The organism is Anaerofustis sp. (assembly GCF_019420015.1).
Classification (GTDB): Bacteria; Bacillota; Clostridia; order Eubacteriales; family Anaerofustaceae; genus Anaerofustis.
The window spans coordinates 53429-75260 of sequence record NZ_JAHZIA010000007.1 but is presented as its reverse complement, the minus strand read 5'-3'; the positions used below and the strand labels follow the sequence as shown (position 1 = coordinate 75260).

Genomic DNA, 21832 nt, shown 5'->3' with positions numbered 1-21832 from the left:
AAAGAGCCTTTATTAAGGCTCTTTTAATTTGATATTCTTACAGGCATTATAAGATATGTAAATTTATTTGAATTTACAGGTTTTATCAAACAAGGACTGTTTGAACTGTTAAACTCCAGTATTACTTTTTCATCTTCTATTACTTTTAAAGCATCTATAACATATCTACTGTTAAAAGATATATCCAAACTTTCTCCGCTCAAGTTAATTGATATATTTTCTTCAACATTTCCATAAGCTGATTTACTTGTAAGCAATAAATTATTTTCATTGAAATGAAGAGTTATTAAGTGAGCCCTTCCCTCGTCAGAAATTATAGAAGCTCTTTCACATGCCGATAACAACTCATTTTTATTCATTTTTACTATTGTCTTACTTTCTTTAGGAAGTAAGTTAAAGTAATCTATAAACTGACCTTGAAGTAAACTTGAAATTATTTGAGTTCTTCCGACACTTGCAATAAATTTCTTATCATTTATATTTAAGAACACATCATCTTCATAATTGGTAAGTATCTTATTAAGCTCATTTAAAGTGCTTGCAGGAACGACACACTTTATATTATTCATATATCTCTCTTTTGACTGTTCGCTTCTTATAGCCATTCTGAAGCCGTCTATTGCAACGAATTTAATGTCTTCGTCATTATTTTCTATAAGTATACCTGTAAGTATAGGTGAAACCGAATCAGAATTTGCACATGCAAAAGAAGTTTCTTTTATCATGTTTCTGATAACGTGATTATCCATCTTTATAAAATCGTTTATATTATATACTTCTTTATTAGGAAAAGTTCTGTGATCCATTGCTGTTATGTTAAACTTTGAATTTAAACATGTAAGTTTTATATTATTGTTTTCATCTGAATTTATTTCAATTTCACCGTTATCAAAACTTCTTACTATATCACTTAAAATTCTTGAATTTATAAGAAGTTTTCCTGCTCTTATTACTTTTGCATCAATTATCGTAGAGATTTGTATTTCTTTATTTGTAGCATACAAAGATAGTACATCATCATAGCTCTCAAGAAGTATTCCTTCCAATGAACCTACATTTCTAAGTGTAGTTGCTTTACTTACTGTTATGAGTGCTTTTAGAAATTCATTTCTGTCTACTTTTATATTCATTTTGGCTTTCCTTTCTTTTTTGGCTCTTTATTATCTTTATATATTTAAATATTATTAATTAGTAATAGTATTAGTAGTGTTGATAATGTTGATAACTGTATTTTTTCTTGTTATAAAAGGTTAATTTGTATTTTTACTTGTTAATAATTAATATTATTTATAGGTATAAATATATTGATAAGTTGTTATTTACTGTTTTTTATGTTTGTTGTTATTTTATTTATTTCTTCTTGGAGTCCGCCGTTTGTTTTTAAATCTTCTTTTATTTTATCATATCCGTGTATAACTGTTGAATGGTCTCTTCCTCCGTAGTACTCCCCTATTGTAGGAAGAGAGTTATCTGTAAGTTCTCTTGATAAATACATGCATATTTGTCTAGGATAAGCTATATTTTTTGTTCTTCTCTTCGATAGTATATCATCTTTTGTTATATTATAGTAATCACATACTATTTTTGTAATTAAATCCAAAGATATTTTTTTATCGCTTATATCAATTATATCTTTTAATTGTTTTTTTACAAGCTCTAAACTTAAAGGTTCGTTGTAAATTTCACTTAAAGCCATAACCTTTAAAAGCAGTCCTTCAAGTTCTCTTATATTTGATTCTATATTTTCTGCAATATAATTAAGTATTTCATTGCTTACCTGATAATTTTCTTCTTTTGCTTTTTTTCTGAGTATTGCAAGCCTTGTTTCAAAGTCCGGCATTGATATATCACATATTAAACCAAGAGAAAATCTGGAACGAAGCCTGTCTTCTAAATTATGTATTTCCTTTGGAGGTTTATCTGATGTGAGTATAATTTGTTTGTTTGAACCTTGCAAAGCATTAAAAGTATGGAAAAATTCGTTTTGTGTTTCATTTTTTCCAGCTATAAATTGAATATCGTCTATTAAAAGTACATCTGCATTTCTGTATTTATTTCTAAATTGCACATTTGTTTTATTTTGTATGGCATCTAAAAATTCATTTAAAAATTGTTCACTCGATAATAGAACCACTTTTTTTGTTGGATCTTTTCTTAATATATGTTGAGCTATGGCATGCATAAGATGTGTTTTCCCTAGTCCTACACCTCCGTATATAAAAAGAGGATTGTATTTCTTTGCAGGTGCATCGGCAACCGCAAGAGAAGCCGCATGGGCAAACCTATTATTAGGACCTACAACAAAAGAATCAAAGGTATATTTAGGATTGAATTGAATATAAGATGTATTGTAAACATTATATTCTTTACTTTGTTTTTTTAATTCTGTACTTGTTGATGTTGCTGCAATTTCATCTATTGCTTCATTTTTTGTATATACCATATCATTTGATGATGCAACTACGAACTTAACTTTAATATATCTTTGAGTATAATATTTTAAAGCGTTTTCCACCAATACAGCATATTGACCTTCAAGTAAAATTTTATTTCCTTCGTCCGGTACTTGAAGATAAAAAGTATCATTTTCAAAAGCTAAAGGTTTTATAGACGTTTCAAAATACTCTTTAAATACGAAATCAGACAATTCGTCTTCTAAATATTCAAGTGCGTTGCTCCATAGTTCTGTTTTAAAAGACATTTTAACCCCCAAATTTACAAATATTGATTTTTTATTTAATTTATTAACATATATATTATCAACATATAAACGTACATGATACTTAGTATTTAAAGTAAAAAGCAGAAAAAAAATAGGCTTATTTACAAAATACCCACAACTTGTTAATAACTTTATTATATATGTGTAGATAAGTCTTCTTTTTACTTATTATAACAAAAAATACTAAATTATCAACAGTTATTTATACTGTTATAAACATATATAAATACATATAAAAATACAATATATGCTATATTTTTTATAAAAAATAATATATTTAGTGTTTTTTTCAAATTTATAATATAAAAAATAAATATATTTTATAAAATAATTTTTATTTTAATATAAAAATATTTATATAAAATTCATTTTGAATAAATTTAGAAAAAGAAATTTTAGTATAAAAATATTTATAACTATTTTATGGTTTAATTTGAAGTTAATAAAAATAAAATTTAAGAGAATGAAATATGTTTAATTAAAAATAAAAAAATAAAATCTCATTAGAGATTTTATTTATAGTATATATCTTCTTCGGTAATATCTTTTATTATTTTATTGTATTTTTTTAATTCTTTTTTAGCTTCATCAAGGTTAAGTTCTTTATAATTTCCGCATTCAATTTCACTTTTTCCCGGAATTTCGCCTTCGTATTTACATAAATCAGATATTGTATTTTTTATCAATTTTATTACTTCTTTATGAGTTAAATTTACTGTAAGAAGATAGAATCCCGTTCTGCATCCCATTGGACCGAAATAAATAATATTTTCACTTAAACTTGAATTTCTTAAATAAGTTGCACATAAGTGTTCTATCGTGTGAAGAGCTTCATTTGATAAGAACGGTGGTGTATTTGGTTTTATAAATCTTAAATCGTATGTAGTAACTTCACCGTCTTGTCTTGATAAGTATATTCCTGGATATAATTTTGTATGGTCTACCATAAAACTTGCAATTTTCTTCATTTTATTTTCTCCGAGTTTTTTATACATTATAACACGATTTTTTATAAAATAAAAAAAGATGAGTAATAGAGGCGTGTGTAATGAGGAATAAATTTATAGGTTACTCATCTTTTTATTTTATATTATTATTTTAACAATTAAGATTTAATAAAACAATAGTATTTTAAGTAATTACTTAAATATAAAATATGAATTTTTATTAATATTGATTTGAATAAATACTAAAAATGATATATTATATTAGTATATTGATTTAAAGGATAAATTTTATAAGTGAAAAAAATAAATAAAACGAATATATTAATTTTGGAAAATACAATTAAATATGTAGCTGACCATGGGCTTGAAAATGTTACTACAAAAAAAGTTGCATTATCAATGAATATATCGGAAGGAACTGTTTTATATCATTTTAAAAATAAGAAAATATTATTATCTGAGTGTTTATATTATATAGATAATCAAGTTGACAGTATTTTTAGGGGCATTCCCTTTTTTAGTTTTAGCTTATTTAAAGGTGTTCAAAAACTTTGGTATGAATACTTTATGTATTTTATAGAACACGGAGATTATGCAAAATTTTATTCAATGTACAGAACGTCTTCTTATTATAATGAAGAAGTGATGAAAGAACAGGAAAAATCTTTTGATTTTTTTGTTAAGATTACTAAAAAAATTATGCCTAAATTAGGTATGGATAGTGATATATTTTGGCCTTATGTAATTGAAATTACATTAAGCTTTGCCGCAAAAATAGCCGATAACAAAATAGAAAATACTAACGAAAATATAGAAGAAATATATAATATAATATTTTTTGGAATGAACGGTATTATTAAAAATCATAAAATGGAAGAATTTAAATAAAACATTCAATTTGTTTGAATGTTTTTTGTTTTATTTGGAATAAAAAGTATAAAATTTCTATTTTTAGCAAAACTATAATTAATAAGTTTTAAAAAGGAGATTTTAATGAAAGCGACAGGTATTGTTAGAAGAATAGATGATTTAGGAAGAGTTGTTATACCAAAAGAAATAAGAAGAACTCTGAGAATAAGAGAAGGAGATCCTTTGGAGATATATACAGATTCAAAGGGAGAAGTTATTTTGAAAAAATATTCCATGGTAGGAGAACTTTCAAATTTCGCTCAGGAGTACGTTGACAGCTTATCTCTTTCAGCAAAAGTTACCAGTGTAATATGCGACAGAGAAAATATAGTTGCGGCATCAAGCGGAGATAAAAAAGAACTTATGGATAAGAAGATAAGTAAAGAGCTTGACAGACTTATTTCTAAAAGACAGCTTGTTACATCTTTAAACGGTGATTACGATATAGTAAATGATAAAAAAAGCGAACATGTTTATGAAGTTATTTCTCCTATTGTTGCTAATGGAGATCCTATAGGTGCGATACTGTTACTCAGTAAAGATAAAAATACTCTTCCTATTGAACAAGGAAGTTTACTTGCAAAAACAGGTTCAATTTTTTTAGCAAAACAACTTGAACAATAAAAAACTCATTTTAATATTTGTTTTTTATTTGTGGTTTTATTAATATAAAAAGCGGTATTTAATACCGCTTTTAAAATTCTATATTTCTGTACATAACTTTTCCTTCTTTTATTGTCATTTGTGGAAATATAAGTTTATTACCTTTTAAACTTCCGCCGTGTTTATCTTTAAATAATATATCTTTCTCTTTTATTTTTAATATACAAATATCGGCAGTTGTATTTTCTTTAAAAGAAGATATATCATCAGACATATTCATTGTTTTTGCCGGAAGTTGTACACACATTTGTGCAAGTTCTTCAATCGAAAAACCAAGATTAAGATAAATTGACATAGTATATGGAAGTGAAAATATGGGTCTTTGATATACATTGTAAGTAACAAGATCAGTACCTAAAAAGTCAGGTTTAAATCCTTGTTGTAATCCTTTATTTATCATATCGAAAGAAAAACTTCCTCTTCCGCTTGCAACATCAAATAGGACTCCTCTTTCTTGTGCTTCGATTATTTCTTTTCTGACATTTCCTTTATCGTCAATTAATGTATCTCCATTTTGCTGATATATGTGAATCCATGTATCTCCTTTTCTTAACATTTTTGCTATATCTTTTATATTATCAAGATTTTTAACATGAACCGAAAGAGGCAGATTTAAATCTTCTGCTATTTCGACAGCTTTTTCAAGAGGTTTTAATCCCATATCTTTTATGGAATTTTTATCCATTCTTATTTTTAATCCTATTATTGTATCCTTATATTTTTTACATAAGAATTCAATCATTTTTTTATTATAATATTTAGGATCTATATTTTCGAAATAATCTTCTGTTGTAAGTCCAGTATTTGATACGTTAAGATAACATTTTATATTCATAATGGAATTTAATATAACGTTTCTGTAAAAGGATTCAAAGTTTGACCATCCTGAAGAACCTTGGTCAATTGCCGATGTTACTCCGCTTGGAAGCATTACAACATCCGGATTTAAGTTTACATCTCCTCCTCTGTAAAAAATATGAGTATGGTTTTCGATGAGACCCGGCATAACAAAGCATCCCGAAGCATCAATTTTTTGTCCATATTCTATATTTTCGTTATTTTGAGGAGCTTTTACTATTTTATCGTTTATTATATATATATTTTCTTTTTTGTTTGTTTTTCTTACAGGGTCAATTACCGTTCCGTTTTCTATGACAATATCATATTTCATTTTACTTACCACTTTCTCTTAGTCTTTTATGAGTAGCTCTGGCTTTAAGAAGTTGATTTTGAATATCTTTCTCAGCTTTTTCTCCTGCTCTGTCCAATATTATAGGAGTTGCATCAATTGTTTTTTTATTTAGATGTACTTTACTGTCTAATGTAACCGCAAAATCATATTCAAAATTTATATCTTCCGCATTTTCTGCTTCTACTACGGTTATATTACTTTCTATAAAAAAATCGTTACCTAAATTATAGATGACATCTCTTATTTTATCAACATCGTCGCTATTTTTGTTTGATACCAAAAGAACTTCAATCATAAATTACCTCCATTAACCGGCTAAACCAAATACAGATAATATAGGTTTGATTAAAAGTAAGAAGGCATGTTCTGGGTTACCTCCGGCAACGAGAGCTGCACCTTCAGGAAGAGCTACTCCCGCCCATTTTACAAGTTCTGTAATTAACGGACTTATTGCATTTATAACATATATATGTAGTGTATAGAATATAAGCATAGTAATTATTGTTCTGAATAAATTACCTTTAGAATAAGCTGCTGCAGGAACACAGAAATATGTAAGTCCTGTAAGTGAAACTATAGGTAAAAATCCGTTACCAGGTAGAAGAACAGCAAGAAGAATTGCAAAAGGTATCATTATTGTAGATGCTGCTATAACGGTAGGATCCCCTATTCCAATGGCACAGTCCATACCTATAAGAAGAGATCTTCCTTTTAATCTTTTCTTTGTGAATTCTGAAGCTGCTCTTGAAATTGGTGCCAAACCTTCCATTAAAAGTGAAACCATTCTAGGAAGTAAAACCATTGCAGCTGCTATACCGACACCTGTGTTAAGTATTTGAGCAACAGGAAGTCCTCCTATTAATGATATTACTATACCTATTACAAATCCTAAGAACATAGGATCACTTATGCCTTTTAATTTATTTATTTTTGCAGGATTTATATCAAAATCTCTTACTTTTGGGATTAAATCTATAATTTTATTTACTACAAAAGAACATATAGCACTTGTCATTGTTGCAAGAGTTGAACAACTTGTTCCTTCAAGTCCGAAATATTCTTGCCATGTTTTTGAATCCCAGTCTGCAAGAAGTAATGTAATTATAGAGAATATAGCAGATACTACAAGTCCTACTGCTATACTTCCTGAAATTAAGTAAGCCACACCGCCTGCCAATATGAAATGGAACATATTCCATATATCGATATTAAGTGTTTTTGTAAGTTTTAAAGTTATCATTATAACATTGATTAATAAAGCCAACGGTATTACAAGTGCTGCTATAGGAGTAGCCCATGCTGCCGTTCCAATTGTAGGGAATCCTACATCGATTATATTAAAATTAAGACCTACTTTTTCTGCAAGAGCCGTAGCTGCAGGCGAAACAGCATTTGATAAAAGACCTATAATAAGATTAATTCCCTGAAAACCTATTCCTACAAGAAGACCTGAACGAAGAGCTTTGGAAAGTTTCATTCTAAATGCAAGTCCCAATATTATAAGGAATAAAGGCATAACTACCATTGCACCTAAAGAGTCTGTGATGTATTTTACTATAGTTAATAAAGTATCCATGATTTTCTCCTTTAATTTTAATTTTTTTGATTATTATTTTTGAAGTTTTTTTACTGCTTCAACGAATTTTTCAATAAAAATATCGTCTTCTATACCTGTAAGAAGTGATGTACCGGATAATATTTCAACATCTTTGTTATCAGATTGAAATCTGCTTGTAACCACTACCAAATCCGCATCTGCAAGCATTCCTTCAAGTCCGCTCATCGGTGTTTTTGTAAGTTTGACGTCAAAATTATTTTCTTCCGCTATTTCTTTCAATCTTTGTTCCACAACTGTTGAAGTTGCAATTCCGCTTCCGCAGGCCACTATTATATTTACTGACATTTTATTTCCTCCTTTCTTAATTGTTATAAATATATTAATTATTTAGCTATAAGAACTCTTACGCCTTTTTCTTCAAATCTTCTTTTAAGTTCTAATTCCATTTTATCTGTTATTAAAATATCTATTTTTTCCACATCACATATATAGAATCTAAAAAATTATAAGAAAGTCCGTCATTTATATCCAAACTGTCTACCGATAAAAAACATATGTCAGCAAGAGTATGTTTAAAAAGATCCTCTGCCATTGAACCGAAAACAGCATATCCCGGAGTTTTTATATAACCTCCGCATATTACTATGTTCATACTCGTATATCCGGAAAGCTTATTGGCTATTCTGATATCATTGGTAACGACAACGATTTCTTTATCGCTTAAAAAAGACGCGATTTCATTTGTTGTTGAGCCGTTGTCAATAATTACAATTTGTTTGTCTTGTATTAGTTTTGAAGCGAGAGCTCCTATTTTCCTTTTTTCGTTTATTGCGGTCATATTTTTTTTGTAATAAGGAGTTTCGTTAAGCATTATATTTTCTGCCGGAATAGCTCCGCCGTGATTTTTCTTTATTTTTCCTTTTGATTCTAATTCAACCAAATCTTTTCTTATAGTTACTTTAGAAACATGAAATTTTTCTGATAGTTCATTTACTGTTGCTTCTTTCTTTTCATATATGTATTCAAGTATTGCATATTGTCTTTTATTTTTGTACATAACGATTAATCCTTTTTTTATGTTTCTTTATTTTAATTATAATAAAAACAAAATAATAAGTAAATTAAATCAGTTTGTTTTTATTGTTTTTTATATATTTTTCTTTTGAAATGTTTCGTTTTATGTTAAAAATATATAATATTACTTTTCTTTCGAAAGAAATTTTAAATATATTTTTTTAATAATTTTATATATTATAAATATATTTATAATATTATGATAATATATTTAAATAAAATGATAAAAATAAATAAAAAAATAACAGTATGATTAATACTGCTATTTTTATATAAGTTCTATATTTACGGAATATTTTTTTATGTTGTTTATTTCTTTCGTTTCTTCTGCTTTTTTATTGGTAATTATAATATCTATATCTTCCATATTGAGACCTGTTGCCATAGATTGCTTTCCTATTTTGTCATAATCACAAAGAAGTATAACTTGCTGAGAATTTTTGGCAACCAGTTTTTTTAGCTTCGCAACTGTTAAATCAATAAACATAGCTCCCTTTTTAGCCGTAAGACCGAGACATCCGAGAAAAGCTTTATTGAAGTTTAAATTTTCTATAACATCTAAAGTAAAAAGAGAAACCATAGTTTCATTTTCATCAATAAAATTTCCGCCTATTAATGTTACATTGGAAAAAAGCATTTTGGATGTTATTCTTGCCACACCAGCGCAGCTTGTTATTATGTTTATATTAATATTTGGTTTTTCTTTTGAGAGTATATTTGCAAATTGTATGCAACTGCTTCCTCCGCCTATATAAATAATATCATTTTCTTTAACATGTTTTACTGCTTTTTTTGCTATTTGTATTTTAAATTCTTCGTTTTCAGTTTCTCTTTTTGAAAATTGTGAGAATTCTTCTTTACAGAAAATCATTCCCCCGTAAGTTATTGTAATATTTTGTGTTTCCTCCAAAGTTTTCAAATCTCTTCTTATTGTTAAATGCGATACTCCCAACATATCAACTAGTTCATTTATTGTTATATGTTTATTTTTATTTATTATTTCCATTATTTTTATTTGTCGTTCATCAACTTTATTCATTTTGTTTCACCGTAATCCTATTTAAGTATATATTTCATTATATATAATTTATCATAAAATAAAATGTTTTTCGATATATATTTAATTGGTTTTATCTTTTGTCGTATAAAATTTTTGTATAGAATTTAAATAAAATAATTATTTTTTATTAATATTAATGTTATTTTATAAAATGTATAATTTTTATGGTTTTTTGTTGTTTATAGTTATATAATGAATATAAAATTTTAAATTTGAATTTTTATTATTTTATAATAAATGTTGAGGAAATGGTGATATGGATAAAAATAAAGATATATTACTTATTAATGATATACCGGGGGTTGGAAAAGTTGCCTTATCTGCAATGATGCCTATAGTTTCTTCCATGGGATTCAGAGTTCATAATCTTCCTACTGCGATTGTTTCAAATACCTTGGATTATGGTTTGTTTGAAATATTGGATATGACCGACTATATGAAAAAAACAATAGATATATGGAATAAACTTAATTTTAAATTTGATTGTATTTGTACGGGATTTATAAATTCTGATGGTCAGGTTGATTTAATTGAAAAAATCATTAAGTATAATAAAGATAATAATCCTGTTGTTATGGTAGATCCGATAATGGGAGATGACGGAAACTTATATATGGGACTTAGTAAAAATGTTGTTTATAATATGAGAAGAATGTGCTCTATGGCAGATATAGTAACACCTAATTTTACGGAAGCTTCTTTTATCTTATTTGACAGTATGCAAAAAGAAGAACTTGACAGTGAGGACATAAAAGAATATATAGATAAATTCAGAAAGCTTGGGTCAAAATCGGTTGTCATAACAAGCGTAAAAAATAAAGAGAACGGAAAGTATTCTATTGAAGGATATTCTCATTTTGAGGATGAATATTTTTCTGTTCCTTATGACTATATAAACGTGAGATTTCCCGGAACCGGAGATGTGTTTTCGAGTGTACTTATAGGTAAAGTATTAAAAGGTTATACACTTAAGGATTCTTGTAAAACAGCTTCGGATTTTGTAAGAAAAGCAATGGAAAAAGATGAAAAAATTGTTGTAGATAAGAGAATGGGTATGAATATTGAAGATAACCTTCAATTTTTGAAATAAGGAGGATTATATGAGAAGAAAAGACAGAGAAATGAATATAGAATTTTCACTTGAAGTTATAGATAATGCTTCTTTTGCCACTATATCCATGATTGACAATAATGGATTAGCCTACGGTATTCCTGTATCTGTCGTAAGGGAAAATAATAATTTGTATTTTCATTGTGCTTTTGAAGGTAAAAAAATAGAAAGTATAAGAAATAATAATAAAGTATGTTTATCTTTTGTAAATAAAGCCAAACCCATACCCAAAGACTACTCTCTTGAATTTGAAAGTGCTGTTGTTTTTGGAAGAGCGTATGAAGTTAAAGATAAAGATGAAAAGATACATGCTCTTAATTTGATATGTAAAAAGTATGCGTCATCAAATATGGGTATGTTTGAAAGTGCAATTGAAAGAAGTTTATTCAGAACCAATGTAATAAAAATAGAGATGGATAACATTAGTGGTAAAAGAAAGAAATATGATTAAATAAGTTTAATAAAACAAAAGCTTTCATCATTTTGAAAGCTTTTGTTTTTTATTATATTGTACCGAATATCCTATCCCCGGCATCTCCAAGTCCCGGAATTATATATCCGCTTTCGTTTAACTTCTCATCTATAACGGCGGTATATATATCTACATCCGGGTGAGTGTTTTGAAGTTTTTCTATTCCTTCCGGTGCAGATATAATACATAAGAATTTAATATTATTTATACCTCTTTCTTTAAGCTTGTTTATTGCATCTACCGCAGATCCTCCGGTTGCAAGCATAGGATCCACTACATAAGCTTCCATGGTTTCATAGTTATTTGGCATTTTAAAATAATACTCTCTTGCTTTTAGAGTATCTTCGTTTCTTTCCAGCCCTATATGTCCTACTTTTGCATTTGGTAATAACTCTAACATTCCTTCCAACATTCCAAGTCCGGCTCTTAATATTGGTATTATAGTTATATTTTCGTTTATTAATCTTTCTCCTTCAGTTTCACATATAGGCGTTTTTATTTTATGACTTTCTGTTTTGGCATTTCTTAGTGCTTCATATCCTAAAAATAAAGACAGTCTTTTTACAACTTCTCTGAAATCTTTTATTGTCGTTTTTTCATCTCTTAATATTGATACACTGTCCTTAATTATGGGATGATTAATTGTAATAACTTTTGACATAATTTTCCCCTTATTTTTTGTTTTTTATAATTTTACTGTAAAGTTATAAATAAATCAAATGTATAGTAGTTTTCATACAATATCGTCAAGCTTAAAATCAATTGCTTTTTTTAAATCTTTAATATTAACTTCAACTTGATATCCTATCTTTCCCGCAGAAAATATGATACTTTCAAAATTTTCGGCTGTTTTATTGATTACGGTTTTAAAACTTTTTTTCATTCCTATCGGCGAACACCCTCCGTGAACATATCCGGTGAGGGGAAGAAGTTCTTTTTCTTTTATCATGGAAATTGATTTTTCATGTACACTTTTGGCAGCTTTCTTTAAATTCAGTTCTTTATTTACCGGTATTACAAAAACATAATTGTTTTTGCTTTTTCCTACAGTAACCAATGTTTTGAATACTTGATTTTCATCCTGTTTTAAATATTTTGCTACCTCAGTTCCGCTTAACATTCCCTTTTCTTTATATGAATAACTTTTATATACTACTTTTTTTTGAGATAATATTCTCATTACGTTTGTTTTTTCACTCATAACAATCCTTTTAAATATTAAATTTTATTGTATTATAACATAATAAGTATACAAAAAACAGCACCGGTAAAAGTGCTGTTTTTATTTTAGTCCGATAATTTTTTTTGGTTATATACAAATACGAATACTGTCGTTAAAATCAAAAGATTTGTTAACATTATTGATACTCTTACGAAAGTAAAGTTATTTGCCAAATCGAATATAATTGTCATTAGCTGTCCGCTATATAGCCATGAAGCAATTGAAGCTAAAAATCCGTTTCCCGAGCCTGAGGCTAATAAAGGTACAAGGGCAAACAAAATTGTGATAGGTGTACTTGCTGCGGCGACATTTGAACCTCCTTTTACAATAACTCCTATTATAGCACCAAGTATTGTTGAACATAGTATACCAAGTGAAATAATAAGTAAAAACTTAGGAATAAATATAAGTTGTAAATGAAGCAGCGGTAAGAAAAAGCAAGATGTTATTATATTTAAAATAAAAACAAAACTTCCGATACCAAGCAAGTATTGCATAGGTTTGACGTTTGAAAGTATTAATACTCTCAAAGTTTGTTTGTCTTTTTCTTCTGCTATAAGTGCCGCTGTAACCATTAAAGGTATCATTGATATATGCATTGTTAAAAATATTAAAGGATTTGTTCCTACGTTACCTTTCATTGCAAAAGTTAGAAAGTATGTAAATACGGGGAAAAGTAAAAATAGAAATACTATTTTATTGCTTCTCAATGCATCTTTTATTTCTTTTATAAAAATTGCCTTTATTTTTCTAAGAGAATTGTTTTTAGATTTAGATTTTGCCATTATATTAATTTCCTTCCTGTTAGTGAAATAAATACAGTTTCCAAAGTCGGTTCGGAAGAGTGAATTGAAACAACTTCATTGTTTTTAAAATGTTCATATATTTTATTTGCATTTTCATTGTTGTTTAAGTATGTGACTTTTTCATTTGATTTTAAAAGTATTGTGACTTCGTTTTTGTCGTTATATTTTCGGCATAATTCTTCCGGTACTCCGTATTCTACTATAACTCCTTCGTTAAGCAGAGCGACATGGTCACAAAGTCTTGTTGCTTCTTCCATATTATGTGTTGTAAGGAATATTGTCGTACCTTGTTCTTTGAGTTCAAATAATAAATTATGAATCTTCTGAGATGTTAAAGGGTCAAGACCGCTTGTAGGTTCATCAAGAAATATAAGTTCCGGTTTGTGGAGTATGGCTCTTGCGATTACAAGTCTTTGTCTCATCCCTTTTGATAAGTTCCCGGCTTTTTCCCACTTTGCGTCTGCTAAGTCTACTTTATCAAAAACATCGTGAACTTCTTGTCTTGATATACCGTGAATATCAGCAAAAAACAATATATTGTCAAAACATGTGAGTCTTTCGTAAACTCCGCTGTCATCCAACACCATGCCCAATTTTTCATAATCTTCGTTTTGAAGTTTAATAGCTTCTTTTCCGAACACTTCTGCAATACCCAAATCTGAAGTTATTTGACCTGTAAGTATTTTTATAAGTGTGGTTTTTCCGGCTCCTGAAGGGCCTAAAAATCCTAAAATTTCTCCTTTTTTTACGGAGAAAGTTACGTCTTTAAGTGCTTCTTTTTCTCCGAATTTTTTATTGATATGTTCGAGCTTAATCATAATATCATTGTTCTTAGCCATATATTACCTCTTATACAATTTTTAAAACTTATATCCAATTATATACTGTTTAAAATAAGTAGTCAACTGTTTACAATTTTATCTTTATTTTATTAAAATAAATAAAAGAGTAATAAATTTACTCTTTTATGATGTGGTTATTTATTATTGAAATTATATCTTTATATAAATATTTTTTTAAAACATTGAGGCTTACAGGCTCGTTATTAAGTATTACGTTGTGACAAGTTCCGTTTATAAGTTCTAAGATTGTATAAAACATGAGTTCGTAGTTATCGAAGTCGTATCCTGAGTTTTGTATCATATCTTCAAAGTAAGTTTTGAATTGATTGGATTCGTTATTGTCAATGATTATTTTTCTGAAAACTCCCCAGCTTAAATTTTTTGAAATAAATTTAAGTATTACGGGATTATCATTTAAAGTATTTAAAATATTGTCTACAATAAATATAACTTTGTCATGAAAATTATTTATATTTGAATCTTCCAATTCTTTTTTCGCACAATCGAATATTTCATTCGATTTGTTGAATATTAATATATCTTTTATTTCGTATTTGTTTTTAAAATAGAGATAAAAAGTTCCTTTTGCTACGTTTGCATTTTTGGTTATATCTGATACGGAAGTATTTTCTATTCCTTTTTTTATAAATAATTCAAAAGCAGAATCCAATAAAGCATTTATTTTTATTCTTTTTTTATCTTCTATAATTCCCATAATATATCTCTCCTATATATAAATATTACAAAAAATATTTTTGTAAGTCAATTTAATATTGTAAAATTTTGACTATTAGTCATTTTCTTTTTATTTTATATTGACTATCAGTCATTTTAGTATTATAATCTTCTACAATATAAATGACTAATAGTCATTTATGTGTGTGTGTTGCATATATTGTTCTTATAAAAGGAGGAATTTTAATGATAAAAATATCTGAAAAAATTGTTAAAAACAGAATATTGATTTTGGTTTTATCTGTTTTGCTTTTAATTCCGTCTGTAATAGGTTTTGTTACGACAAGAATAAATTATGACATACTTTCTTATCTTCCGAAAGATTTGGAAACTATGAAAGGTCAGGATTTACTTTTGCAGGAATACGGTAAGGGTGGATTTTCCATGTACATTGTAAAGGGTATGGATAACAAGCAAGTAGTATCTTTAAAAAGTAAAATAGAAAAGGTAGATCATGTGGAATCGGTTATTTGGTACGATGATGTGCTTGATATTTCAGTTCCCAAAGAAATACTTCCGAATGATGTATATGAAGCTTTTAACAATAAAGATACGAATGAAACATTAATGGCAATATTTTATGATAAGAGTATGGGTTCGGACGAAACGATGCAAGCTGTTGAGGAAATCAGAAAAATATCAAATGAGCAATGCTTTTTAAGTGGTATGTCTTCGGTTGTTACCGATATAAAGAATTATATAAATCAAGAGACTGTTGTATATGTAATTATAGCGGCAATTTTAACGGGTATTATTCTTGGTTTTTCGATGGATTCGTTTATGATACCGATATTTTTTCTTCTTAGTATAGGGATGTCGATACTGTATAATTTGGGAAGTAATTTTTTCCTCGGAGAAATTTCATTTATAACCAAAGCATTAACTGCTGTTTTACAGCTTGCGGTTACGATGGATTATTCTATATTTTTATATCATAGATATCAAGAAGAATTAAAACATTACGAAAGTAAAAATGAAGCTATGGCACATGCGATAACCAATACTTTTACGTCTATTGTGGGTAGTTCTATAACGACAATAGCTGGATTCTTGGCTTTGTGTTTTATGACATTTGCTCTTGGACTTAATTTGGGGATAGTAATGGCAAAAGGTGTTGTAATAGGTATTATTGCATGTGTAACGATACTTCCTTCTTTTATACTTACCTTTGAAAAATCTATAAATAAATTTAAACATAAAAATTATATGCCAAGTTTTTATAAATTAAGTAATTTTGTTATAAAGCATTATAAATCATTTGCTTTATTATTTGTTATAATGCTTATTCCCGCTGTATACGGATATAACAATACAAATGTTTATTACGATTTATATGATACTCTTCCAAGCAGTGCAAAAAGCATACAGGCAAATAATGAACTAAAAAATGATTTTGATATAGGATCTTCTCATATGGTTCTTTTAGATAAGGATTTACCTAAAAAAGATACTTACAATATTATAAGAGAAATAGAAAGTTTAGACGGTGTAAAAAATGTATTGGGTCTTGATTCAATAGTTGATTCTTCTGTTCCAGATGAATTTATTCCGGGAGATATAAAAAATATTGTACAAAGCGATAAACATAACCTTTTAATTATTAATTCGGCATACAAAACGGCGAGTGATGAAGTAAACAATCAAATAACAAAAATAGATAATATCACCAAAAACTACGATAAAACATCGATGGTAATAGGTGAAGCTCCATGTACAAAAGACTTGATAAGCGTTACAAATCATGATTTTAATGTGGTAAATTATATATCCATTGCAGCTGTATTTTTGATTATATTGATAGTATTTAAATCAATATCCATTCCGATTATTTTGGTATCGATTATACAATTTGCGATATTTATAAATATGGGTATGTCTTTTTATACAAACACTACTATACCTTTTGTGGCATCAATAGTAATAGGTACAATACAGCTCGGGGCAACGGTAGATTATGCAATATTGATGACTACAAGATATAAAGAAGAGAGAATGAAAGGTTTGGATAAAAAAGAGTCTGTATCCGTTGCACTTAAAACATCGGTTAATTCGATATCGGTCAGTGCTATGGGCTTCTTCCTTTCTACTTTGGGTGTTTCATTGTATTCAAAAATAGATATGATAAGTTCTATTTGTACTTTATTGTCCAGAGGTGCGATTGTAAGTATGATTGTCGTTATATTGATGCTTCCGAGTGCCTTAATGATATTTGATAAATTAATTATAAAAACAAGTTATAAATTTAAAATACAAAATGATAAAGGAGAAATTTTAAATGAAGAATAAAAATAAGGTAATTGTTGTTGCGCTTTGTGCTATATTTGTGTTTTCTTCTTTAACCGCACCTGTGCTTGCTCAGAATGAAAATATAACAAAAGAGGAAAGCGTATATGTAATATCCGATGCAAACGGAAATGTAAATAAAAAAATAGTAAGTTCCACACTTAAAAACACTCGAAAAGGAGAAAAGATAGAAGATAAATCCAATTTAAAAAATGTTGAAAATATAAAAGGAAATGAAAAATTTGATAAAAGATTAAATAAACTGGTTTGGACTTCGCAAGGGAAAGATATAACATACCAAGGTATATCAAATAAAAAATTACCGGTAAATATAAAATTGACATATTATTTAAACGGTGAAAAAATATCACCTGCAAACTTGGCTCATAAAAGCGGTAAATTAAAAATAAGAATAGACTATTCAAACAACACTTTTGATAATAATGTTTTTATGGCTGTTACCGGAATGATATTGGATTATGATAAAGTAAGTAACGTAAAAGTAACAAACGGAAAGTCGGTTGAAGAAGGTGAAAATATACTTGTTGTGGGTTATGGATTCCCGGGGCTTGATGAATCTCTTTCGATGAAGGGTATTGATATTCCTAATTATACGGAAATTGAATCAGATGTTAAAGATTTTACAATGGATGGAACAATGAGCTATGTAACCAATGAAGTATTCAAAGATATAAATATCGATGATATTGACAGTATAATGGATTTAACGAGTTCTCTTGAAAAATTGAGTAGTTCTTCTCAAATATTAGTAGAGGGATCTAAGTCTTTAAATGAAGGGATTAATACTTTAATAGATAAATCCGGTACTTTAACCACAGGAGTCAGTAAACTAAATAAAGGAGCAAAGAGTCTTGCAAGCGGAGGAAAGCAGCTAAAGAGTGGCGTAAATAATATAAAGAGTGGTGCAGAGGCTTTATCTGATAATATAGATGTTCTTTCTGGTGGTATTAATGATGCTAAAAATGGTGCTATTCAGTTGAAGAATGGGTTGAATACTGCAGGTAGCAGTTTAAATGAAACCATAAAATACAATGAACAGGTTTTAAGTGGTATTAAAAATACAATATCTCAATTAAAACAGGTCGATCCGAATAATGCCTTAATTCCAAATTTGGAACAAATGGCAGGTACATTAGAGCAAACAATATCTAATCAAAAACTAATATCTTTGAACCTAACCTCAAAAAGTGATAAAACTCTTATGGGAGGTGCTGATAAACTCGAAAATGGATTAAATGAAATTTACGAAGGAAGCACACAGCTAAAAACCCAAGGAAGTGATAAAATAGCTTTAGGTGCAAATGAATTAATAAATAAAGGAATAAATCCATTGATTCAAGGAAGTGAAGATTTGAGTGAAGGACTTAATACGTTGCAGCAAGGAAGTGATAAACTCATAAAGGGAATAAATGAACTGGAAAAAGGATCTAAACAACTTAGTGAAGGAATGAGTAGATTTGATAGAGAAGGAATAGAAAAACTTGTTCAGACGGCAGGAAGTCTGGATAACTTAAAAGTAAGAATACACAATACTATAGATAAAGCGGATGATTACAATACTTTTTCAGGACTCAGCAATGGGATGAATGGTAGCGTTAAATTCGTATATAAAACAGATTCAATAGAATAAAAGCAAAAAGGAATAACTCCAATATGAGAGTTATTCCTTTTTATCTAAATAGTTTAAGATTTTCATATATTTTTTATTTGTTTTTTCCACAGCACTTTTTGTATTTCTTTCCGCTTCCACATGGACAAGGATCATTTCTTCCGATTTTGTTTTTATTAACGACAGGCTTTTTCTTAGGAGCCTCTTCCCCATCATTAAAATACATATCCTTTGGAGCTTCGTTTACAATCTGCTCTACTTTTTCCATATGGAATAAGTATTTGACGGTATCTTCTTTTATTATTTCATTCATTTCTTCGAACATTTCAAAGCCTTCTTTTGTATATGCCTGTACCGGGTCTATTTGGCCGTATGCTCTTAAGTTGATACCTTGTTTTAGTTGGTCCATATTGTCTATATGTTCCATCCAGTTTGAGTCAACTACTTTTAGAAGAACCAATCTTTCAAGTTCTCTTAATTCTTCACTTGAGAATTCTTCTTCTTTCTTTTTGTAGAGTTTATATACTTCATCAATGATAAAAGTTTTCAGTGTTTCTTTATCGCTTATATTTTTATCTATATCAACGATAAGTCCGAAAGTATTAAATATATTTTCTTCTATTTTGTCAAGATTCCAGTTATCGGTATAATGTTCGTTTGTTGTATATGCTTCGACGGTATTTTCTATAATTGAATCAATCATCTCACGAATTGCATTTGATACGTCTTCTCCTTTTAAGACTTTTTTTCTTTGAGCATATATAACTTCTCTTTGTTTGTTCATTACGTCATCATATTGCAAAACGTATTTTCTTATACCAAAGTTCTTTCCTTCTATTTGTTTTTGTGCATTTTCAATTGTTTTTGTAAGCATTCTGCTTTCTAATGCTTCATCCTCTTCAAGGCTTGTTCTGTTTGCAAACCCTTGTATTCTTTCTCCTCCGAAGAGTCTCATTAAATCGTCTTCCAATGAGATAAAAAATTGAGAAGATCCCGGATCTCCTTGTCTTCCTGCTCTACCTCGAAGCTGGTTGTCTATTCTTCTGCTTTCATGTCTTTCTGTACCTAGAATATGAAGACCGCCAAGTTCCTTTACTCCTTCTCCCAGTACTATATCCGTACCTCTTCCTGCCATATTGGTTGATATTGTTACGGCACCCATTTGCCCTGCATCGGCAATTATTTCTGCTTCTTTTTCATGAAATTTAGCATTTAATACATTGTGTTTTATGCCTTCTCTTTTAAGAAGCTTACTTAATTTTTCACTGTCCTCTATGGCTATTGTGCCTACAAGTACAGGCTGCCCTTTGGCATGTCTTTCTTTTATTTCATTTATTATGGCTTTTTCTTTACCTTTTTTTGTAGTGAAAACGGCATCTTTCATATCTTCTCTTATTAAAGGTTTATTTGTAGGAACTTGAAGTACATTCATATTGTATATTTCTTTAAATTCTTCTTCTTCTGTCTTTGCTGTACCTGTCATTCCCGCAAGCTTGTTATACATTCTGAAGTAGTTTTGAAATGTTATTGTAGCCAATGTAACACTTTCTCTTTCTACTTTAACTCCTTCTTTGGCTTCGATTGCTTGATGAAGTCCTTCTGAATATCGTCTTCCTTCCATTATTCTTCCGGTGAATTCATCTACTATCAATACTTCCCCGTTTCTTACGACGTAGTCTCTGTCTTTAAACATCAAAGTATTGGCTCTAAGTGCTTGATTAATATGATGTTGTAGTTCCATATTGTTTATATCAGAAAGATTTTCTATATTAAATGCTCTTTCTGCTTTTTCAATACCTTTTTCAGTTAAGTTACATGTCTTATCTTTTTCATCTACGGCATAGTCATCTTCTTTTAGTGTTTTTATGAAAGCATTTGCATCGTAATATCTTTTTGTGCTTTCATTCCCGCTTCCGGAAATTATAAGAGGAGTTCTTGCTTCATCTATAAGGATGCTGTCTACTTCATCGACAATAGAGAAGTTTAAATCTCTTTGTACCATATCATCCATTTCTTTTACCATATTATCCCTAAGGTAATCAAAGCCAAACTCATTATTTGTACCATAAGTGATATCTGCATTGTATGCATTTTTCTTTTCCTCAAAATCAAGTCCGTGTACTATCAACCCAACGCTTAATCCTAAGAAGTTGAACATTTTTCCGTTCCATTCGCTATCCCTTTTTGCCAAATAGTCATTTACCGTTACTATGTGTACTCCTTTACCTTCAAGTGCATTTAAATAAGCAGGTAAGGTTGCCATCAGTGTTTTACCTTCACCTGTTTTCATTTCGGCAATATTACCTTGATGAAGAATAATACCGCCTATAAGTTGAACTTTAAAATGTCTTAGTCCCAGTATTCTTGTCGATGCTTCCCTTACTGTTGCAAAAGCTTCAACAAGCAAGTCATCCAGTGTTTCTCCGTTTTGAAGTCTTTCTTTGAATTCTATTGTTTTGTGTTGTAAATCTTCATCACTCAGTGCAGCATATTCATCTGCCAATGCTTCTATTTTATTTGCTGTTTTTTCCAGCTTTTTGATTTCTTTATTATCTAACGATTTAGCAACCGCTCCAAGTATTCCCATTGCGTTATTCCTCTCTTAT

Annotated in this window: 21 protein-coding genes; 6 read left to right on the top strand and 15 right to left on the bottom strand. The window is 28.7% G+C overall.

Features of this window, described 5'->3' with window-relative positions; translation table 11 throughout:
• Positions 1-23 precede the first annotated feature (23 nt).
• The 3 genes from dnaN to QZ357_RS01200 all read right to left on the bottom strand — a co-directional run bounded on the left by dnaN (position 24) and on the right by QZ357_RS01200 (position 3690).
• On the bottom strand, positions 24-1130 hold the full coding sequence (gene dnaN / locus QZ357_RS01210) for a DNA polymerase III subunit beta (protein ID WP_290770921.1): 1107 nt from the start codon (positions 1128-1130) through the stop codon (positions 24-26).
• 185 nt (positions 1131-1315) lie between these two features.
• Positions 1316-2701 (bottom strand): chromosomal replication initiator protein DnaA, encoded by a 1386-nt coding sequence (dnaA, locus tag QZ357_RS01205; RefSeq protein ID WP_290770919.1) that lies wholly within the window; start codon positions 2699-2701, stop codon positions 1316-1318.
• Between the two features lie 533 nt (positions 2702-3234).
• Positions 3235-3690 (bottom strand): S-ribosylhomocysteine lyase, encoded by a 456-nt coding sequence (locus QZ357_RS01200; protein WP_290770917.1) that lies wholly within the window; start codon positions 3688-3690, stop codon positions 3235-3237.
• Between the two features lie 273 nt (positions 3691-3963).
• Here QZ357_RS01200 and QZ357_RS01195 point away from each other — a divergent pair, with 273 nt between their 5' ends.
• Both QZ357_RS01195 and QZ357_RS01190 read left to right on the top strand, forming a co-directional pair.
• The gene (locus tag QZ357_RS01195) at positions 3964-4557 is read left to right on the top strand and encodes a TetR/AcrR family transcriptional regulator (RefSeq protein ID WP_290770914.1); all 594 of its coding nucleotides are present in this window, start codon (positions 3964-3966) and stop codon (positions 4555-4557) included.
• A gap of 105 nt (positions 4558-4662) precedes the next feature.
• On the top strand, positions 4663-5202 hold the full coding sequence (locus tag QZ357_RS01190; RefSeq protein ID WP_290770912.1) for a stage V sporulation T C-terminal domain-containing protein: 540 nt from the start codon (positions 4663-4665) through the stop codon (positions 5200-5202).
• Positions 5203-5272: 70 nt separating this feature from the next.
• Here the strand turns inward: QZ357_RS01190 and QZ357_RS01185 are convergent, their stop codons facing one another.
• The 6 genes from QZ357_RS01185 to QZ357_RS01160 form a co-directional block, all read right to left on the bottom strand.
• Positions 5273-6412: an amidohydrolase family protein gene (locus QZ357_RS01185; protein ID WP_290770910.1), complete on the bottom strand. Its 1140-nt coding sequence runs from the start codon at positions 6410-6412 to the stop codon at positions 5273-5275.
• A 1-nt stretch (position 6413) separates the two neighbouring features.
• Positions 6414-6728 carry a hypothetical protein gene (locus QZ357_RS01180; RefSeq protein WP_290770907.1) on the bottom strand — a complete coding sequence of 105 codons (315 nt, stop codon included), beginning with the start codon at positions 6726-6728 and terminating at the stop codon, positions 6414-6416.
• Positions 6729-6740: 12 nt separating this feature from the next.
• Complete coding sequence (locus QZ357_RS01175) at positions 6741-8009, bottom strand: PTS transporter subunit IIC (protein ID WP_290770905.1); 1269 nt, start codon at positions 8007-8009, stop codon at positions 6741-6743.
• Positions 8010-8042: 33 nt separating this feature from the next.
• Entirely contained in the window at positions 8043-8336 is a 294-nt protein-coding gene (locus QZ357_RS01170) for a PTS galactitol transporter subunit IIB (protein ID WP_290770902.1), read from the bottom strand.
• 121 nt (positions 8337-8457) lie between these two features.
• Positions 8458-9048: a DeoR/GlpR family DNA-binding transcription regulator gene (locus QZ357_RS01165; protein WP_290770900.1), complete on the bottom strand. Its 591-nt coding sequence runs from the start codon at positions 9046-9048 to the stop codon at positions 8458-8460.
• 285 nt (positions 9049-9333) lie between these two features.
• On the bottom strand, positions 9334-10104 hold the full coding sequence (locus tag QZ357_RS01160) for a DeoR/GlpR family DNA-binding transcription regulator (RefSeq protein ID WP_290770898.1): 771 nt from the start codon (positions 10102-10104) through the stop codon (positions 9334-9336).
• Positions 10105-10381: 277 nt separating this feature from the next.
• Between QZ357_RS01160 and QZ357_RS01155 the strand changes: the two genes are divergently transcribed.
• Positions 10382-11215 carry a pyridoxamine kinase gene (locus QZ357_RS01155; protein ID WP_290770896.1) on the top strand — a complete coding sequence of 278 codons (834 nt, stop codon included), beginning with the start codon at positions 10382-10384 and terminating at the stop codon, positions 11213-11215.
• A gap of 10 nt (positions 11216-11225) precedes the next feature.
• Positions 11226-11687 carry a pyridoxamine 5'-phosphate oxidase family protein gene (locus QZ357_RS01150; RefSeq protein ID WP_290770894.1) on the top strand — a complete coding sequence of 154 codons (462 nt, stop codon included), beginning with the start codon at positions 11226-11228 and terminating at the stop codon, positions 11685-11687.
• Between the two features lie 52 nt (positions 11688-11739).
• Here the strand turns inward: QZ357_RS01150 and upp are convergent, their stop codons facing one another.
• From upp to QZ357_RS01125, 5 genes are all read right to left on the bottom strand, one after another.
• Positions 11740-12369, bottom strand: a complete 630-nt coding sequence (gene upp / locus QZ357_RS01145; RefSeq protein WP_290770892.1) for a uracil phosphoribosyltransferase — start codon at positions 12367-12369, stop codon at positions 11740-11742.
• Positions 12370-12441: 72 nt separating this feature from the next.
• Complete coding sequence (gene ybaK, locus QZ357_RS01140; RefSeq protein ID WP_290770890.1) at positions 12442-12909, bottom strand: Cys-tRNA(Pro) deacylase; 468 nt, start codon at positions 12907-12909, stop codon at positions 12442-12444.
• Between the two features lie 86 nt (positions 12910-12995).
• Positions 12996-13715: an ABC transporter permease gene (locus QZ357_RS01135; RefSeq protein WP_290770888.1), complete on the bottom strand. Its 720-nt coding sequence runs from the start codon at positions 13713-13715 to the stop codon at positions 12996-12998.
• Entirely contained in the window at positions 13715-14575 is an 861-nt protein-coding gene (locus QZ357_RS01130) for an ABC transporter ATP-binding protein (protein WP_290770886.1), read from the bottom strand. The genes QZ357_RS01135 and QZ357_RS01130 overlap by 1 nt, the downstream gene beginning before the upstream one ends.
• Before the next feature lie 118 nt (positions 14576-14693).
• The gene (locus QZ357_RS01125) at positions 14694-15293 is read right to left on the bottom strand and encodes a TetR/AcrR family transcriptional regulator (protein WP_290770884.1); all 600 of its coding nucleotides are present in this window, start codon (positions 15291-15293) and stop codon (positions 14694-14696) included.
• A 206-nt stretch (positions 15294-15499) separates the two neighbouring features.
• On the opposite strand from QZ357_RS01125, the gene QZ357_RS01120 reads away from it, so the two are divergent.
• Together QZ357_RS01120 and QZ357_RS01115 are read left to right on the top strand one after the other, a co-directional pair.
• Complete coding sequence (locus QZ357_RS01120) at positions 15500-17599, top strand: MMPL family transporter (RefSeq protein WP_290770882.1); 2100 nt, start codon at positions 15500-15502, stop codon at positions 17597-17599.
• The gene (locus tag QZ357_RS01115) at positions 17589-19247 is read left to right on the top strand and encodes a hypothetical protein (RefSeq protein WP_290770880.1); all 1659 of its coding nucleotides are present in this window, start codon (positions 17589-17591) and stop codon (positions 19245-19247) included. Before QZ357_RS01120 ends, QZ357_RS01115 begins: the two co-directional genes overlap by 11 nt.
• 73 nt (positions 19248-19320) lie before the next feature.
• Here QZ357_RS01115 and secA read toward each other — a convergent pair whose 3' ends face one another.
• On the bottom strand, positions 19321-21813 hold the full coding sequence (gene secA / locus QZ357_RS01110) for a preprotein translocase subunit SecA (protein WP_290770878.1): 2493 nt from the start codon (positions 21811-21813) through the stop codon (positions 19321-19323).
• Positions 21814-21832: the final 19 nt, after the last annotated feature.

What these genes read in the sequence shown, in the direction of transcription:
- QZ357_RS01130 (WP_290770886.1), bottom strand. Translation starts at nt 14,575, where the DNA reads ATGGCTAAGAACAATGATATTATGATTAAGCTCGAACATATCAATAAA.
- QZ357_RS01125 (WP_290770884.1), bottom strand. Translation starts at nt 15,293, where the DNA reads ATGGGAATTATAGAAGATAAAAAAAGAATAAAAATAAATGCTTTATTG.
- secA (WP_290770878.1), bottom strand. Translation starts at nt 21,813, where the DNA reads ATGGGAATACTTGGAGCGGTTGCTAAATCGTTAGATAATAAAGAAATC.
- QZ357_RS01150 (WP_290770894.1), top strand. Translation starts at nt 11,226, where the DNA reads ATGAGAAGAAAAGACAGAGAAATGAATATAGAATTTTCACTTGAAGTT.
- QZ357_RS01165 (WP_290770900.1), bottom strand. Translation starts at nt 9,048, where the DNA reads ATGTACAAAAATAAAAGACAATATGCAATACTTGAATACATATATGAA.
- ybaK (WP_290770890.1), bottom strand. Translation starts at nt 12,909, where the DNA reads ATGAGTGAAAAAACAAACGTAATGAGAATATTATCTCAAAAAAAAGTA.
- QZ357_RS01200 (WP_290770917.1), bottom strand. Translation starts at nt 3,690, where the DNA reads ATGAAGAAAATTGCAAGTTTTATGGTAGACCATACAAAATTATATCCA.
- upp (WP_290770892.1), bottom strand. Translation starts at nt 12,369, where the DNA reads ATGTCAAAAGTTATTACAATTAATCATCCCATAATTAAGGACAGTGTA.
- dnaN (WP_290770921.1), bottom strand. Translation starts at nt 1,130, where the DNA reads ATGAATATAAAAGTAGACAGAAATGAATTTCTAAAAGCACTCATAACA.
- QZ357_RS01160 (WP_290770898.1), bottom strand. Translation starts at nt 10,104, where the DNA reads ATGAATAAAGTTGATGAACGACAAATAAAAATAATGGAAATAATAAAT.
- QZ357_RS01120 (WP_290770882.1), top strand. Translation starts at nt 15,500, where the DNA reads ATGATAAAAATATCTGAAAAAATTGTTAAAAACAGAATATTGATTTTG.
- QZ357_RS01180 (WP_290770907.1), bottom strand. Translation starts at nt 6,728, where the DNA reads ATGATTGAAGTTCTTTTGGTATCAAACAAAAATAGCGACGATGTTGAT.
- QZ357_RS01155 (WP_290770896.1), top strand. Translation starts at nt 10,382, where the DNA reads ATGGATAAAAATAAAGATATATTACTTATTAATGATATACCGGGGGTT.
- QZ357_RS01135 (WP_290770888.1), bottom strand. Translation starts at nt 13,715, where the DNA reads ATGGCAAAATCTAAATCTAAAAACAATTCTCTTAGAAAAATAAAGGCA.
- QZ357_RS01185 (WP_290770910.1), bottom strand. Translation starts at nt 6,412, where the DNA reads ATGAAATATGATATTGTCATAGAAAACGGAACGGTAATTGACCCTGTA.
- dnaA (WP_290770919.1), bottom strand. Translation starts at nt 2,701, where the DNA reads ATGTCTTTTAAAACAGAACTATGGAGCAACGCACTTGAATATTTAGAA.
- QZ357_RS01175 (WP_290770905.1), bottom strand. Translation starts at nt 8,009, where the DNA reads ATGGATACTTTATTAACTATAGTAAAATACATCACAGACTCTTTAGGT.
- QZ357_RS01115 (WP_290770880.1), top strand. Translation starts at nt 17,589, where the DNA reads ATGAAGAATAAAAATAAGGTAATTGTTGTTGCGCTTTGTGCTATATTT.
- QZ357_RS01190 (WP_290770912.1), top strand. Translation starts at nt 4,663, where the DNA reads ATGAAAGCGACAGGTATTGTTAGAAGAATAGATGATTTAGGAAGAGTT.
- QZ357_RS01170 (WP_290770902.1), bottom strand. Translation starts at nt 8,336, where the DNA reads ATGTCAGTAAATATAATAGTGGCCTGCGGAAGCGGAATTGCAACTTCA.